This window comes from Neolewinella xylanilytica, assembly GCF_002934605.1.
In the GTDB taxonomy this organism is placed as follows: Bacteria; Bacteroidota; Bacteroidia; order Chitinophagales; family Saprospiraceae; genus Neolewinella; species Neolewinella xylanilytica.
The window spans coordinates 2,291,887-2,306,288 of record NZ_PTJC01000005.1 but is presented as its reverse complement, the minus strand read 5'-3'; the positions used below and the strand labels follow the sequence as shown (position 1 = coordinate 2,306,288).

The following is a 14,402-nucleotide window of genomic DNA, read 5'->3' as shown; positions in this document are numbered from 1 at the left end:
GTTTAGTTGATTACTTGTCTCAATGGTTATAAAATGGGTGAGGCATAGCGAGCCTTGGCCCGCGATAAGTCTAAGGGTTCAAAATGCAGAATCGAAGTTGATGTGAGCGGTAGGAAAAAGGATATTATACTAGTAAGCTTCGCATGTGACTAAAAGCCCCTACCGCTTTGGGGAATATTTCCTGTACGATGTGAACGTAAAGTTAAAATATTTCGCTGCCTGGACAAGTCCTAATATAATTTTTTCACCCGCCTATCGAACAAAATCGGTCAATGGTCGATTCCATCACGCGTTCTGTCGATGGTTTACCGATACCCAACGCAAGGCAGCTAAAGCATTGATTATCGTTACTTCAGCCGTTGCAAATACAATTGAATGGTGTTCGAAAGCCCATGATACAGCGCATCCGTAATGAGGGCATGCCCGATGCTCACCTCCTCCAGATCGGGTAAATTCCGGGCGAAAAAGGATAAATTATGAAGGTTCAGATCGTGGCCGGCATTGATTCCCAAACCAAGCTCGGCGGCAAAACGGGATGCTTCCGCGAAGGGAGCCACGGCCGCTTCCCGGTCCTCGTCGTATCCCTTCGCGTAGGGCCCGGTGTAGAATTCGACGCGGTCCGTACCCACTGATTGGGCTCCATCCAGCAGAGCACGATCGGGGTCAATAAAGATGGAGGTCCGAATCCCGCGTTCTTGGAGGCGACTGATAATGCGTTTAAGTTCTTCCGCTTTTTTAATCGTGTCCCAGCCATGGTCGCTGGTCAGCTGCCCCGGCTCGTCCGGTACCAGCGTCACCTGATCAGGGCGGGCAGCCAGCACGACCGAAAGAAATTCTTCCGACGGATATCCCTCGATGTTCAATTCCGTAGTGACGACCTCTTTCAATGCCGCTACGTCGTCGTAGCGGGCGTGTCGTTGGTCTGGGCGCGGGTGAATGGTTATTCCTTCGGCGCCGAACGCCTCGCAATCCATGGCTACCCGGATCAGATCAGGGTAGTTGGCGCCGCGGCTGTTACGGATAAGGGCTACTTTATTTAAGTTGACGGAGAGTCGGGGCATGGTCAATGATCATTAGTACCCCGCGAAAGTAAGGGCTACTCCTCTTCCGAAGCCGCGTCCAACCGTTCCAACCGATCTGCCTGATCGGCGCTACCGGTGAGCGCCAATGATAGCGCCGTGTAGTTCAGTGGCTCATCGAGGTTATTGCCGATCCGGGCGAGCATGAGTTCGAAGTAACGGTTCTCGATATCATCGATGTTGGTTATCTCGTCGTGAAAACCGATGGTATCGTCTACCGAAGGCCGAAACAGGAAGCACTTGAACAGTACCTGCCGCACCTTTTTCACCTCCGTCATGGAAAGGGTAGGAAAGTCTTCCCGCAACAGCCGTAAGCACTCTTGGTCGATCTCCGAGAAGGAGTGAAACGTGACGTTGTCAGCAAGAAAACTGGCGTACACGTCAATACCTTCCCACATAATGATCGGGTCGGGCATCCGGATTCCCTGTTGACCCGCGACCCGTAAGTAGTAGGTAGCCAGATGCTCCGGGTTAGGTACCTGGGCTGTGGTGCCTTCGGCCTCCCCTTCGCTAGCTAAGAGGCGGAACTCGGGCTCCTGCTCCCCTTCCCGGTGGCGGCGCTCTAACAGGTCATCCTGGTCGCGCAGAAAGTGGCTGAACGCTTCGTAGCCTAGGAGGCTTTCGTCGAAGTCCGGCTCCTGGCGGATGATGGCCGGCTTGATGCGTACCTGCTGCACCCAGTCGGAGCCATAGTACCGGCTCAGTTGGTTCATTGCTACGGTTAGCAGCGACCGCGCGCGCTCGGCATCCAACGATACCATATCCAGCGGACCGGTGTAGAGCTTCTGGCAACCGAGCCGATGGTAAAAATTGAACTCGTCGCAGCTGTCGATCCAGAAGGAATCGGTAACCCCCTCTACGCCTACCCCGAACAGCTTCTTTCCCTTGGCGTGTACGATCTGGCGCAGTTGTCGGTATTCGCTTCCTCCGCCGATAATCAACAGGACATCGGCCGACACGGGCTGTTCCAGGTGAGTGATGACGTCGGCGGTAAGTTGGCGGTTGACCGCGACGTTTCCGAGTTTGTTCGGGAAAAGCTGGATCAGCTCGAGCGGGGCTTCCCCCAATGACTCGGCGTAGCCGCCCAGGGGCCGCCAGTCGGCGTAGGCACGGTTGATGATAACCCGGCCGGACTGATCCGCAAAGTGGAGGAGACAGTTCACATCGATCACTTCGGGTTGGGTCACCGAGGGGTTGATGTGATAGGGTTTCCCGTCATTGGCAGCAGTTAGCAAACATTCGTGCAATTGGGCAAAATCCCAGAATATGGCTAAACTGTTAGGCATTTAAGTGGGGCGTAGTGGAATTCATTACCAAAAAATCGCTCAACCCCGACGAGTTTGTCGGATGAGGTATCTAACACACCCCCCGCGGCGGCTACTCAGGCATCAAACCTAAACAGTCAGGCGGGAGAAAGCAAAAGCAATGGTAAATGAGTCCTAGTCGTTCTTCGTGTTATTAAGGTAGCTGTAAGTAAGTTACTACAATAAACCGCAGCTTACTTATTCGTCCGTAAAAATACTATCAATACCTTTCATCCACCAATTGTTTACACACATTTGATGGTTTTCAAGGCCCACCACGCCGTCCCAAAAAACGAAACGGCAGGAACATGGAACATCCATGACCTGCCGTAGCTTATCCGATGCCGGGTGGCCGGCTAAAACGCTGCCTTAGGCAACGCTGCTCCGCTCCCGCATAATTTCCTCGTACATCTTCTGAAGCTTCTTTCTCGCGAAGAAGATCCGGGATTTGATCGTTCCCAGCGGACTGCCCAGCTGCTCGGCGATCTCGTCGTACTTATATCCCTGGTAGGCCATGAGGAAGGGCACCCGAAAATCATCCGGAAGGCGGTCAACCAGCTCTTGCAGCTCATTGAACGTGACCTCGCTCTCGCCGTCATTCAGCACGGTTTTGTTACCGCTGTTGATGTAATAGTTATTTGGGGTCTGGTCGATAATGAGGTTACGACGGACTTTCTTACGGTAATTGTTGATGAAGATGTTCCGCATAATCGTAACCGCCCATGCCTTGAAATTGGTGCCCGGGTTGTACTTCTCGGCGTTGGTCATGATCCGGAGCGCCGTGTCCTGGTAGAGGTCCTCGGCGTCATTCATGTTGCCCGTCAGTTTCAGGCTGAACGCACGCAGGCTATTCGTAATGGTGGAGAGTAAATCTTGTATATCTTTCTGTTGTTGCTTCGTGGCAGTCATCTTCGTCATATTTTGGGGCCTGTAAAATTTCTTTACAAAATTAGTCCTTGTTTAGACTTTTTGCAAATAATACCGGCTCGTTCTGGTATAAAAGAGTGCAATAATCGTACCAACGGTTGCATCTGCCGGACGAACGGTAAAATTTCTTTACATCCATCAACCATCTTCGTCATCGAAGTGTAAAGTAGACGGATCAGCTCACGAGTAACATGAAAAACAAGGACGCCGTACTAGCCGCATTTACCGAAGGGGCGGAGCTGCCTAATTTCATCTCCTCCAACCTGAGGCTGCTGCGGAAAGCCGCCGGATGGTCGCAAACCGAACTCGCCGAACGGGTGGGACTGAATCGGGGCAACATCGCCAGCTACGAAAGCGGCTGCGCCGAACCCAGTATCTGCAAATTGCTACGCATCAGCAACTTATTCGACATTACTACGCGTGATCTTACCCGTCGCGACCTAAGTGACCCCAACGAATTAGCCCTCGCCCGCAGCGCCCACCAAAACGAAACGGCCAATCGCTACGAAAGCTATCACCAGCAACAGGCCAAACTAGACCACTTGATCAATTCCTCCTACGATCTTTTCCGGCATAAGCGGGCCTCCGCGGAGCATCCGTGCAAGGAAGCGGAAATGTACGCCGGTCATTACCTCCAGCTGCTCGACCTTAGTCGCCAGCTGATGAAGGAGCACCAATCCCTGCTCGACGAACTCGGCTGTCAGTGCAAATAAGTCAGCCTGGCAGCAAACTGACATAATGGCCTACAGCGAAAAGCGGGCTTATCTCGAGCTCCACCTCGCGGTTTTTCTCTGGGGATTTACCGCCATTCTCGGCGATCTCATTCAGCTTTCCGCCCTCACGTTGGTGTGGTGGCGGGTCCTGCTGACCTCGCTAAGCCTAATCCTGTTTGTCCGGATCGGAAAGATGATCCGGGAAATTGGCCGCCGGCGCTTCTTCCTGCTGGCCGGTATCGGGGTGATCGTTGCCCTGCACTGGGTAACGTTTTACGGAGCCATCAAACTGGCCAACGCTAGCATCGCTCTGATCTGCATGGCCACCACTTCCCTATTTTCCTCCGTATTCGAACCCCTCATTGTCAAGCGCCCCTTCAACTGGTACGAACTACTACTCGGTGTGTTTATCCTGCCCGGTATCTGGCTCGTTGTTGATGGCGTGGAAAGTGGAATGAACGTGGGTATAGCCGTTGGCTTGCTCTCCGCGGCGCTAGTGTCCATATTTACCTCACTGAACAAGAAGTACATCCAAAGCAGTAACCCCGCCCGGATCACCTTCATTGAACTGGGCGCTGCGACCCTATTCCTAACGCCTTTTCTCTATCCCCTGGGCGGCGATCGTTTCTGGCCGTCACCGATGGACTGGGTATACCTGCTCGTGCTGTCCCTGCTCTGCACGACCCTGACCTTCTTCCTTTCCTTGCGCTCCCTCAGCAAGCTGTCCGCCTTCGCTTCCAACCTCACGGTAAATCTCGAACCGGTGTACGGCATCTTCCTGGCCTATTTCCTGCTTAACGATGCCGACGAATTAAGCCCTACGTTTTACTGGGGTGCCTTACTCATCGTGGTGGCCGTCTTCGGCTATACGGCCATGGAGCGCTACTACCGTCGGCGTCGCACCTTAGTTTGATGCCTGCTCCATCTGCTGGCGGGCGATCTCCAGGTTCCGTTGCGCACCCGCGTTACCCGGGTCAACCCGGAGTGCCCGCTCGAAGTAATCGTAAGCGCGCTGCGAATCTCCGCCCATGCCGTAGGTGATACCGAGCAGTCGCAGGGTTTCGTAGTTTTCCGGAGCGAGGGCGAGCGATCGCTCGAGATAACCCCGGGCAGCCACCAGATCGTTGCGCTGCTCGCCGGCTTCCCGACCCGCCTGTTGTAGCGCCAGTGCCAGGTTGCCGTCTACGGTTTGTCGGCTCACGCCAAAAGCCACTGCCGATTCGTATTCCGAGATAGCCCCTTGGTAATCACCGAGCAGAAAGAAAGCATTACCCCGTAGCAGGTACGCATTCCCGTACCGCGGATGAACGACCAGCGCCGCGTCAAGGTGCCGAACGGCCGAATCCAGCAAAAAACGGCTCCTTGCGCGTTCCGGTTCCGGCAGTTGCTGGTAGCGGTCGAGTCGGGCGCCGGCGGCCGCGTTAAGTAATTTCGCACTCCGCGGCTGGCGCACGATGTCGGTAGTGAATAAGGTATAATTGTCCTTCCACACCGGATTGCGCGTCACGGTGAGTACGCAAAAAACCGGCACGACCCCAATTAACACCCACCAGCCCCGCTTCCAGGAAGCCAGCAGCGCCACCACGGCCAGGGCAAAGCCGACGCTGGGCATGAAAAGAAATCGCTCGCTCATCAGGGTGCCTACGCTGAATACCAGGTTGCTCACGATCGAGAGGGTAAACACGTAGGTAAGTATACCCGCAGCTACCACCGGGCGCCGGGAGCGCAGGTGCAAAGCGGCCCAGGCAACCAAGGCAAGGTGACCGATCAGGCTTATCCAAACCAGCGGGTCCGTCCAGGCTTTCAGCTCTATGGCGGCCGGATAGTAATCGTGCACCAATCCCACCGGCCAGCACAATAGCTTGAGGTATAGCAGGGCGGTATACGCCACGGTAGGCAGACGTTCCAGGAAGGTCATGCCTACCACTCCCCCACCCGCCTCCTTCAGGAAGGGATTGTTCATCAGCTCCGTCGACGGCTCCCCCAGCCCCGTTCCGATCACGGCAAACCGCAGGAATAAATACGCAACCGCCGCGACGAGGGAGGGAAGAAGAAAATGAAACCCTCCTCGCTTAGTTGCCAACAAGAACACCGGGAGTACGGCGAGGAAGGTAATGGTATTTTCCTTGGCCAGGCATCCCGCAAGGAAGAGCATTCCACCCGCGCTCGCCGCCCCCCATCTCCGCTTGCGAGCGGCGCGTAAAACGCACCAACTTGCCGCAACGGCTCCGAGCAGCGCGATGATCTCATCCCGGCCCTTTACGTTAGCGACGGCCTCGGTATGAATGGGATGAGCCACGAAAAGGGCAGCCGTACCGAGGGGAACCCACCAAGGCATCCCGCGGTCGCGCAGCAGCTCCCGGAGCATAAAGAACAACACCACTCCGAGCGTCGCGTACCACAACACGTTGAACAGGTGGAACAGCAGGGGGCGGCCGTCGGCAAGCTCCCCTTCCAGCGCGAACATGGCGGGGGTGAGGGGGCGATAGCGGCCGCCGGCTACGAGGCTGGCCCTTTCCTGCTCGCCAAAAAAACCATAGAAGGTGTCGTGGGTAAAGAGATCGACCCAGCCCGGGATGCCGCGCTGGACTACGCTGTTATCCGTTATGACAATGGCGTCGTCCAGCGTGAAATCGTGGCCGAGGGTATTGGCGTACAGGGCAAAACCGAGAAAAAACAGGGCCAGGGCCTGGGCGCGGACACTACGGTACCATGGTAAGACGGGGCGCATGGGGCGAAGATAGCGGGCGGCGGCGGCAACCGAAATCGCTTCGCAATCGTTGCAACGGTTTACAAACAACACTTATGCCCCGCCCCCTTATCCTGGTTACGAACGATGACGGCATCACCGCCGGCGGTATTGCCGCCCTGGTTGGCGTCGCCAAAGAATTCGGCGACGTACTGGTGGTCGCTCCCGATAGCCCCCAGTCCGCCCAGGGCCACGCCATCACGATCAGCGTTCCCGTCTTCGTGCGTGAAAGCGATGCACTCGGTCCGGACATCGAAGCCTATGAATGCAGCGGCACCCCGGTGGATTGCGTGAAGCTGGCAAAAAGCGTCCTGCTGAACGGCCGCACCCCCGACCTGTGCTTGTCGGGCATCAATCATGGCAGCAACGCGGCCATCAACATTCTCTACAGCGGCACGCTTTCCGCCGCGATGGAAGCCAGCCTGGAAGGGATTCCGAGCATCGGCTTCAGTTTCCTGAATTACCGGGCCGATGCCGACTTTTCCGCCTGCCTGCCTTACGTCCGTCACCTCGTAGATTTTGTCCTTACGAACGGTATGGCCGAAGGAAGCCTGTTCAACGTGAACATTCCGGATCTGCCCGCGGAGGAGATCCGCGGACTGAAAGTCTGCCGGCAAGCCGAGGCGCGGTGGGTAGAGGAATACACCCGCTCGGAAGATCCCCGCGGTAGGCCGTATTACTGGCTCACCGGTCGCTTCGTAAACGAAGACGAGCGCACCGACACCGATGCCTACGCCCTGCAGAACGGTTACGTGGCCCTGGTACCCAGCGTCCACGATCTGACCAACCACCGGGCACTACAGAGCCTGCAGACGATAGAAGCCAGCCTGCAGCCCGAAGCGGTCAGTTACGTCGAAACCGGTTCGGACCGCCCGGACAAACAGCAACAACTGGAGCAATTCTAGGCTCAGCCCTCCAGCAATTCCCGTCCGAAGTAGAAAAACCACACGGCGGCCATGATCATCACCCCGATCACCAGGCCCTTGAGGCTTTTGGTCCGGTACGTTCTGCGGAAGACGTTCATGGGCAGGATGTTGAGACAGATGGCGATCAGGGCCAACGTCCTGGGCCGGAACGAAATGGCACGTCCCGCGCTGGCGGTGAACCACTCTCCCAGTTGCAGAAAAAGCGCGTAGGAAACGAAGGAAAGAAAAAAGGAGACGGCCAGACCGATCCAGAGGTGGTCGTTGCGTGGGACCATGAAGCGTAATTTTAGCGGATAACGACCGAGCGGGGGGCTACGTTCATCCGGGCCGGCCCGCCGCCGGTCTAAACCGTCCCGCCCATCCCACCCGGCAACTTAACTTAGGCACCCCACACGCGTTCTACTCCTATGCGCAAGAAAATATCCGACTACGCCAAAAAGACGCTTAAAGATTCCCTCATGAACCCCGATCCGAAGAGCGACAAAGATGCCCACGCCGGCACGATCATTCGCAACCACGTCATCTGGAGTATGGGTGCGAGCTACGTCATACCGCTACCGGTAGCCGACGTCTTCGCCGTCTCCGCCCTGCAGATGGACATGATCCGGCAACTGTGCCGCGTCTACAACATCGACTTCGCCGAGACCCAGGGCAAGGCGATCGTCACTTCGCTGACCACCAGCGCGATGACCAAGGCAGGTGCCCGCAGCCTGATCAAGCTCATTCCCGGTATCGGCACCGTTATCGGTGGGGTGACCACGGCCATCCTCAACGGAGCCAGCACCTACGCGCTGGGCGAGGTCTTCAAAAAGCATTTCGGCAACGGAGGCACCTTCCTCGATTTCGATGTCGACCGCCTCAAGAAGATGTACAACGAAAAATTCGAGAAGGGAAAGGACGTAGCCAAAAAGTGGAAACAAGAACAGGCGGAAGATATCGTACCGCCGCCACCGCCCCCTCCCGCGGCCAAGCCAAGCCCGGAACCCAGGATGGGTACGGCCACTGCCCCCCAACCCACGCCACCTCCTGCCGCCCCTACTCCGCCGCCCGCTCCCGCCCGTGACGCCGAGGACAACATCCGGCGCATCCGCGAACTGGCCGAAATGAAGGCGCAAAATATCATCACGGAGGAGGAATTCCAGGCGATGAAGAAGCGGATTATCGGGTGAGGTGACGGTGCTGGTCCGCCGAGCTACCATCCGTAAGCATGGCCGCCGCGAGAAGAATCACTGCTCGTCGGCCCAGCTATCGTGGAGATGCCTTTTCCCACTAATCCGTCGGCCAACCAGCGAAGCTGTGCGGACGACTGATGCTGGTCCGCCGAGCTACCACCAAGAAGCACAACCTCCGCTAGAAACACCACTGCTCGTCGGCCCAGCTACCGCGAAAATGTTTTCCCACCGATCCGTCGGCCGACCAGCGAAGCTGTGCGGACGACTACCGCGGCTGCTTAGCCAAGTGCAGGTTCCCGAAGGTGACACTCGCGGTAATGGTACCCGTACGTTCGCCACCGGCACCGATCTGGATGCGGCGCCATTCGCTGGTGCGTTCCAGTTCGATCAGCTTTCGGTTAGCGGGAAGGATCATCTCCCCATTGTTACTCGCTAACTCATAGGCCAGCCGCTCCCCACCGTCGGGTTCGTAGATGTAGACGTCGCTCTTGTCGGCGTTGATGCGCAAGTCGCGCATGTTGATGTTGGGGCTGAGTTTGAGTTCGCCGTACTGTGCGTTGATCGTGAAGGTTCCCCCGACATCCAGTAAGTTGATATCCGAACGCCGGGCATTGATGACGACGTTGCCGTCGATTTTTTCACCGGTGATGTCGCCGAAGCGGGTGCGGATGTCCAGCAGTCCTTCGACGTTGTCGATGTTGATCGCCGAAAATTCACCGTTGATCCGAAGACGGTTGCGAAGGTTACTGATGGTTGCCCCCCCAAAATGGCTTTTGAGGTAAACAGGGCATTCTTCCGGCAGGGTGATGAAGTACTCCACCGATAGTTCACTTTCCGGCTCGTGGCCCTTATCGAGGCGACGGTTTTTAAGGAAGATCTTTTGGCCGGCCACCTCGGTCACCAGTTCCAGGTTTTCCAGTTCCAATTCGGCCGTTTCCAGTCGTTTATGCCGGGCCGTCATGACCACGCGTACGTGGATCTTCGGCTTATCCCAGGTTTCAACGAAGATTTCCGCCTTTTCTCCTTCTACGGCCAGTTCGCTACCAGAACGGTAGGCATAGGTGTCCTCGATGGTCTTCGTCACTACCTCGCGCATGTCGGACTGTCCGGATAGCCCGGCCCCGACAATAAGGAAAGTGAATAGCAGCATCCGCATGACCATTACAGTTCTACGATGATGCGGCGGTACACGTCGTTGCGTTCCCGTTCGATTTCGGCCAGTTGCCGCACGATGCCCGGATCTTCCCCGTAGGCTACCAGCATGGCCTTAACTTCCTCGCGGGCGGAGGTCAGCTCGTCCAGTTCGTGACCAAGGTTATTCAGGTGAGGCTCGTTACGTTGCGCTACCTCTAGGCGGGCGCGATTAAAGCTGGTTTCGTCATTGTCCCAGTCAGCAACCACCGGTGGTGGAGCGGTTTCGCGGGAGTAGGCGTAGGACACCTCCGGACCGGGGTTGTAAGTCAAAAACACCACGCTGAACGACACCACGACCGCCACCGCGGCGGCCATACTGGCCCAGCGGCGGGGCAACCTGCGGACGGGCGCGCGCTTCGTCACGTCGAGTCCCTTATTCACCCCGTTCCAGACGGCAGGGGGCGGGGCATACGTAGGTAAGCGATCGGCCAGGCGGGCGGTGGCGCCTTCGGCGGCATCATCGAGCATGGCCTTGATGGCCGACCAGCAACGCGCATCGCCTTCGTAGCGGGGCAAACGGTCGAGCGCATCGCGTAGGGTTTGATAGTTCTTCTCTTTCACACGTATGCCTTTAAGTATTCGCGTAACTTCTTTTTAGCATAGAAGAGTTGGCTTTTGCTGGTCCCGGAGGTAATGCCCAGCATGTCGGCAACCTCCTGGTGCTTGTACCCTTCCACCTCGATCAACACGAAGACGGCGCGATAGCCGTCGGGCAACCGTTGGATGGCCCGTTCGAGGTATTCCACGTCAAGGGCGGTGTGCCCCCAGTCGACCTCCTCGTCCGCGTGGTTCAGCGGAAGCTCATCGTACTGGGGTTGCCGGCGCAGACGATTGAGGGCCGTACGCACGATCACCACCTTCATCCAGGCACCGACGGTACTCTCCCCACGGAAGGTGTGCAGCTTTTGAAACACCTTCAGGAAACCTTCCTGCAAAGCATCATTGGCCAAATCGAAATCACCGCAGATGCGGTAGCAGGCGGTATACATGGCCCGGTTGTAGCGGTCGTAAAGTTCCTTCTGGGCGCGGCGATCCTGCCGGCGACAGGCCGCCACTAATTCCTCTTCCGTCATCCGAGCGGGGATTGTTGGTGATGTTTTCTCTCCAGAGTGCACTTTACTAAACATAATGTTGAGCTCTGGGGAAAGGATGGATATTGCCCCCGCGGGGTTGGTCGGCGGAAAACATAGTGGGGAAAAAAGAAATGCGGGAGGGGACGAAGGTCCGGTGATCACCGGACCTTCGTCCCCTCCCGCATGTACATTCGGACCAGAGAAGTTCCCTAGAACCGATAGGCTACGCTGCCGATCCACCGCTTGGGAGCCTGATCGATCTCGAACTCATTACCGTCGAAGGTCCAGGTTTCGCCGTATTTGGAGAAGTTTCCGTCGTAGCGGACGTCGAGGGTTAGCGGACCGATATCGATGGAACCGCCAAGGGTATACCCCAGATTAAAGGTGTCGAAAGTGCGGTCGAGCCCTTCCTGATTGCTCAGGTCGTTGGTATTTGACAGAAAGAAATGCCCCACCGGGCCGGCGTTGAATCGTAGGAAGGCCACCTTATAGCTGAGCAGTACCGGTACGTTCACATCGTTGTAGCGCTCGTCAAACACAACTTCGGAGCCCGGGGTATCGGGATCATCGAAGCGGTAGTTGGTCTTGGAACTGTTGAAAGTCACCTCGGGCTGAAGGGTGAGCTTTTCCCCAAGTGGGAGGCGCAGTAGGGCCCCAAACTGGAAGCCGTAATCGGCATCCTCGAGGGCGAACCGCAGGTCTTCTCCGCCGGCGCGGCTGAAACTAAAATCTTCTCCCTGCAGCGATTCGGTCGCGAGCCCGGCCTTAATGCCCAACTCGATTTGGGCGAAGCTGACCACGGACAGGAAAAGGAGGGGTAATAGGATGATAATGCGGTTTCTCATGTCGTTCAAAGGTTGGTTAACCCATAAGCGGCGAAGCATCAGGGGTAATTGTTTGCTGGATGTTAATTGTCCCTTAATGTATACCACGGACCAGGTGTTCGTTACCCGCCACGGGTCTTTACGTCCGTTCTCCGCCAGAATGCCACCAGACCCCTAGGCCGGAGCCGTACCGGTCAGTGATCACCCGTTCGAAACCGGGCTCCCCGGGCCGCTGCAAACGGGTTTCCGCCCGTTTCGCGATCTTGACGACCAACTGCTGTCCGGCGTGCTGGCGGCGGAAGGCGAGTAATTCATCTCCCTCACTCAGTGGCTGGTAGTCCGCTTCAGCGAAAAATTTCGGGTTATCGCGTCGGAGAATGAGCAGTTCCTGGAGTAGCTGTGATTTTTGGGCCGGGTCGTATTTGTCGTCCGGTTCCCGCGAAAGTCGGAGCGACCGTTCCCGGTAATCCACCGGCCGCCGGTTGTCGGGATCTACGAAACTGAGATCCCAGCTTTCCGTGCCCTGGTAAATGTCCGGACTCCCAGGCACCATACACTTAAGAATGACCTGGGCAAAACTATTGTGACGGGTCTGCGGCCAGATGGTGCGCAGGAGCGCTTGGAGGGCCGTACGCAGGGAAGCCTCGTCGAGAATACGATCGCCGAGCGCCTTCAGTTCCCGTTCGTAATCCAGGTCCGGATCCGCCCAGTCGCTCATTTCCTTTCCCTCCCGGATCGCTTTTTCCAGGTAGGCGTGCAGCCGTTCCCGCAAGTTGGCCGCTTCAGGTTCCTTGTGCAAGGGATATCCGGCTACCAGGCTCTGGAGTACCAGGTAAAAGCCCCGGGGGCGTACCCGGCCCAGATCGAGCGCTTCCCGCATCCGGTGGACGAAATCGGTCCATTCCTTCGGGTAAAACGTCAATGCCTGTAGAAAGGCGCGGCCGTCTTCCCCCCGCTTGGTATCGTGGGTAGCCGTCGCATTCATCGTGGTGGAAGGGCGGCCCTGAATGAACTGGTGGAAATCCCGTACTGGGAGCCGATCGCCGGGGTCGGCCGATCCACCCACTTCGTTCAGGTGGGCCTGCCGCCAGAATTGGTAAAACGTGGTGTCTTCCACCCCCTTTGCCATCAGCGGCCCGCTGAGCTGCTGGGTCCGCTGGAGGTACTCCAGCGCCTTACCCTCGAAGTCCTGGTGCGCTAGCCAGTTGACCCATGTCAGCACTTGCCGGCCATGATCCGGTGCGTGTTCGGCCACCACGGTAGCGGCTTCCATACTAAGGGTGATTTCATGGTTAGTCAGCGGACCGCCGGCGGGGTAAATACGATACACGGGGAAAGCGGCCAACCAGTGCGCCAGGGTTTCCTTAAAATCTTGGCGCAATTCGTCCGTCAGCAGGGGATCCCAGCGGCGGACGAGGTTATCGAGCTCGCCGTTGAAGTGCTCCTTCACGAGCATCAGTTTGTTCCGGAAGACCAGTTCCCGGTAGTCAGGTAACCGTTCCTCCGTGAGCGATTCGTACAGATCGCTGAAGCTGTTGTTGGTATCGTCGTTGGTCAGTAGCCGGTTGACGGCGGCCAGGAAGTCGTAGCCGGTGGTCCCCTCCACGGGCCAATCCGCGGGAAGCTGCTCACCCGGCTCCAGTATCTTTTCCACGTAGATGCCGACGTCATCACCCACCGATTCCCGCAGCCGTTGCAGGTAGCCCGTCGGGTCCAGCAGGCCGTCAACGTGGTCCACCCGCAAGTGATCGATGCGGCGCTCCCGCACGTCTTCGAAGGTCCGTTCGTGCAGGTCCCGGTAAACGTGTTCCTCCTCGGTCCGCATGCCGATCAGTTGGTTGACCGTGAAGAACCGTCGGTAGTTGATGAAGTCGTTTACCCGCAGCCAGTGCACCGGGGCCACGTAGGGATTATCGTCGCGGCGGTCGTCGCGGTCCGCGTCAGGTCCTTCCCAGTAATCTTCGTACACCTTTATGCCGTCCCGGTAGTAAGTTAGCTGACCGGCCTGACTGACCGCCTCCGGCTCGTCGCCCAACACCGGCAGGATCATCTTCCCCGGCAGGCGCGGGTGGGACCAGTCGATGTCGAAGTGGCCGGCGTATTTCCCCTCCGGTCCGTCGGCGATCACGCTTTTAAACCAGACGTTTTCCGGGGTAAGGGCGGTATGGTTCGGCACGATATCCTGCATGTACGCCATGCCGCGCTTGCGCAGTTGTTCGTGGAGCAGTTGCCAGTCCTTTTCGGTGGTCACTTCCGGGTTGAGGGTGGTCGGATCGGTGACGTCGTAGCCGTGATTGCTACCGGGGTGGGCGGTGAGGATGGGGCTTCCGTAAATCGTATCGATGCCGAGCTCTTCCAGGTAATCGAGAATTTGGATCAGGTCCTTTACCGTGAAGTCGGCATTGAATTGGATACGGTAGGTGGTCATGGGCGGGTTTGAA

Annotated in this window: 14 protein-coding genes; 4 read left to right on the top strand and 10 right to left on the bottom strand. The window is 57.3% G+C overall.

The window, feature by feature from the left end; genetic code table 11:
- Nucleotides 1-347: 347 nt before the first annotated feature.
- From CLV84_RS08970 to CLV84_RS08960, 3 genes are all read right to left on the bottom strand, one after another.
- On the bottom strand, nt 348-1,061 hold the full coding sequence (locus CLV84_RS08970) for a pyridoxine 5'-phosphate synthase (RefSeq protein ID WP_104419377.1): 714 nt from the start codon (nt 1,059-1,061) through the stop codon (nt 348-350).
- Nucleotides 1,062-1,096: 35 nt separating this feature from the next.
- Nucleotides 1,097-2,365, bottom strand: coding sequence for an NYN domain-containing protein (locus CLV84_RS08965; protein WP_104419376.1), 1,269 nt, complete (start codon nt 2,363-2,365; stop codon nt 1,097-1,099).
- Between the two features lie 387 nt (nt 2,366-2,752).
- Nucleotides 2,753-3,292: an RNA polymerase sigma factor gene (locus tag CLV84_RS08960; RefSeq protein WP_099107418.1), complete on the bottom strand. Its 540-nt coding sequence runs from the start codon at nt 3,290-3,292 to the stop codon at nt 2,753-2,755.
- Nucleotides 3,293-3,501: 209 nt separating this feature from the next.
- Here CLV84_RS08960 and CLV84_RS08955 point away from each other — a divergent pair, with 209 nt between their 5' ends.
- Entirely contained in the window at nt 3,502-4,023 is a 522-nt protein-coding gene (locus CLV84_RS08955; protein WP_104419375.1) for a helix-turn-helix domain-containing protein, read from the top strand.
- A 25-nt stretch (nt 4,024-4,048) separates the two neighbouring features.
- Nucleotides 4,049-4,936, top strand: coding sequence for a DMT family transporter (locus CLV84_RS08950; protein ID WP_104419374.1), 888 nt, complete (start codon nt 4,049-4,051; stop codon nt 4,934-4,936).
- Here CLV84_RS08950 and CLV84_RS08945 read toward each other — a convergent pair.
- Nucleotides 4,928-6,754, bottom strand: coding sequence for a tetratricopeptide repeat protein (locus tag CLV84_RS08945; RefSeq protein ID WP_104419373.1), 1,827 nt, complete (start codon nt 6,752-6,754; stop codon nt 4,928-4,930). The genes CLV84_RS08950 and CLV84_RS08945 overlap by 9 nt on opposite strands.
- 74 nt (nt 6,755-6,828) lie before the next feature.
- Between CLV84_RS08945 and surE the strand changes: the two genes are divergently transcribed.
- Entirely contained in the window at nt 6,829-7,677 is an 849-nt protein-coding gene (surE, locus tag CLV84_RS08940; RefSeq protein ID WP_104419372.1) for a 5'/3'-nucleotidase SurE, read from the top strand.
- Between the two features lie 2 nt (nt 7,678-7,679).
- Here surE and CLV84_RS08935 read toward each other — a convergent pair whose 3' ends face one another.
- Nucleotides 7,680-7,973, bottom strand: coding sequence for a hypothetical protein (locus tag CLV84_RS08935; RefSeq protein WP_104419371.1), 294 nt, complete (start codon nt 7,971-7,973; stop codon nt 7,680-7,682).
- Between the two features lie 132 nt (nt 7,974-8,105).
- Between CLV84_RS08935 and CLV84_RS08930 the strand changes: the two genes are divergently transcribed.
- Nucleotides 8,106-8,867 carry a DUF697 domain-containing protein gene (locus CLV84_RS08930; protein ID WP_104419370.1) on the top strand — a complete coding sequence of 254 codons (762 nt, stop codon included), beginning with the start codon at nt 8,106-8,108 and terminating at the stop codon, nt 8,865-8,867.
- 268 nt (nt 8,868-9,135) lie between these two features.
- Here CLV84_RS08930 and CLV84_RS08925 read toward each other — a convergent pair whose 3' ends face one another.
- From CLV84_RS08925 to treY, 5 genes are all read right to left on the bottom strand, one after another.
- Complete coding sequence (locus CLV84_RS08925) at nt 9,136-10,026, bottom strand: DUF4097 family beta strand repeat-containing protein (protein ID WP_170067632.1); 891 nt, start codon at nt 10,024-10,026, stop codon at nt 9,136-9,138.
- Nucleotides 10,027-10,031: 5 nt separating this feature from the next.
- Nucleotides 10,032-10,625, bottom strand: coding sequence for a hypothetical protein (locus tag CLV84_RS08920; RefSeq protein WP_104419368.1), 594 nt, complete (start codon nt 10,623-10,625; stop codon nt 10,032-10,034).
- Nucleotides 10,622-11,137, bottom strand: coding sequence for an RNA polymerase sigma factor (locus CLV84_RS08915; protein ID WP_170067631.1), 516 nt, complete (start codon nt 11,135-11,137; stop codon nt 10,622-10,624). Before CLV84_RS08915 ends, CLV84_RS08920 begins: the two co-directional genes overlap by 4 nt.
- 209 nt (nt 11,138-11,346) lie before the next feature.
- Complete coding sequence (locus CLV84_RS08910; protein ID WP_170067630.1) at nt 11,347-11,982, bottom strand: porin family protein; 636 nt, start codon at nt 11,980-11,982, stop codon at nt 11,347-11,349.
- Between the two features lie 118 nt (nt 11,983-12,100).
- Nucleotides 12,101-14,389 carry a malto-oligosyltrehalose synthase gene (gene treY, locus CLV84_RS08905; RefSeq protein WP_104419365.1) on the bottom strand — a complete coding sequence of 763 codons (2,289 nt, stop codon included), beginning with the start codon at nt 14,387-14,389 and terminating at the stop codon, nt 12,101-12,103.
- Between the last annotated feature and the right edge of the window lie 13 nt (nt 14,390-14,402).

What these genes read in the sequence shown, in the direction of transcription:
- CLV84_RS08970 (WP_104419377.1), bottom strand. Translation starts at nt 1,061, where the DNA reads ATGCCCCGACTCTCCGTCAACTTAAATAAAGTAGCCCTTATCCGTAAC.
- CLV84_RS08965 (WP_104419376.1), bottom strand. Translation starts at nt 2,365, where the DNA reads ATGCCTAACAGTTTAGCCATATTCTGGGATTTTGCCCAATTGCACGAA.
- CLV84_RS08960 (WP_099107418.1), bottom strand. Translation starts at nt 3,292, where the DNA reads ATGACTGCCACGAAGCAACAACAGAAAGATATACAAGATTTACTCTCC.
- CLV84_RS08955 (WP_104419375.1), top strand. Translation starts at nt 3,502, where the DNA reads ATGAAAAACAAGGACGCCGTACTAGCCGCATTTACCGAAGGGGCGGAG.
- CLV84_RS08950 (WP_104419374.1), top strand. Translation starts at nt 4,049, where the DNA reads ATGGCCTACAGCGAAAAGCGGGCTTATCTCGAGCTCCACCTCGCGGTT.
- CLV84_RS08945 (WP_104419373.1), bottom strand. Translation starts at nt 6,754, where the DNA reads ATGCGCCCCGTCTTACCATGGTACCGTAGTGTCCGCGCCCAGGCCCTG.
- surE (WP_104419372.1), top strand. Translation starts at nt 6,829, where the DNA reads ATGCCCCGCCCCCTTATCCTGGTTACGAACGATGACGGCATCACCGCC.
- CLV84_RS08935 (WP_104419371.1), bottom strand. Translation starts at nt 7,973, where the DNA reads ATGGTCCCACGCAACGACCACCTCTGGATCGGTCTGGCCGTCTCCTTT.
- CLV84_RS08930 (WP_104419370.1), top strand. Translation starts at nt 8,106, where the DNA reads ATGCGCAAGAAAATATCCGACTACGCCAAAAAGACGCTTAAAGATTCC.
- CLV84_RS08925 (WP_170067632.1), bottom strand. Translation starts at nt 10,026, where the DNA reads ATGCGGATGCTGCTATTCACTTTCCTTATTGTCGGGGCCGGGCTATCC.
- CLV84_RS08915 (WP_170067631.1), bottom strand. Translation starts at nt 11,137, where the DNA reads ATGACGGAAGAGGAATTAGTGGCGGCCTGTCGCCGGCAGGATCGCCGC.
- CLV84_RS08910 (WP_170067630.1), bottom strand. Translation starts at nt 11,982, where the DNA reads ATGAGAAACCGCATTATCATCCTATTACCCCTCCTTTTCCTGTCCGTG.
- treY (WP_104419365.1), bottom strand. Translation starts at nt 14,389, where the DNA reads ATGACCACCTACCGTATCCAATTCAATGCCGACTTCACGGTAAAGGAC.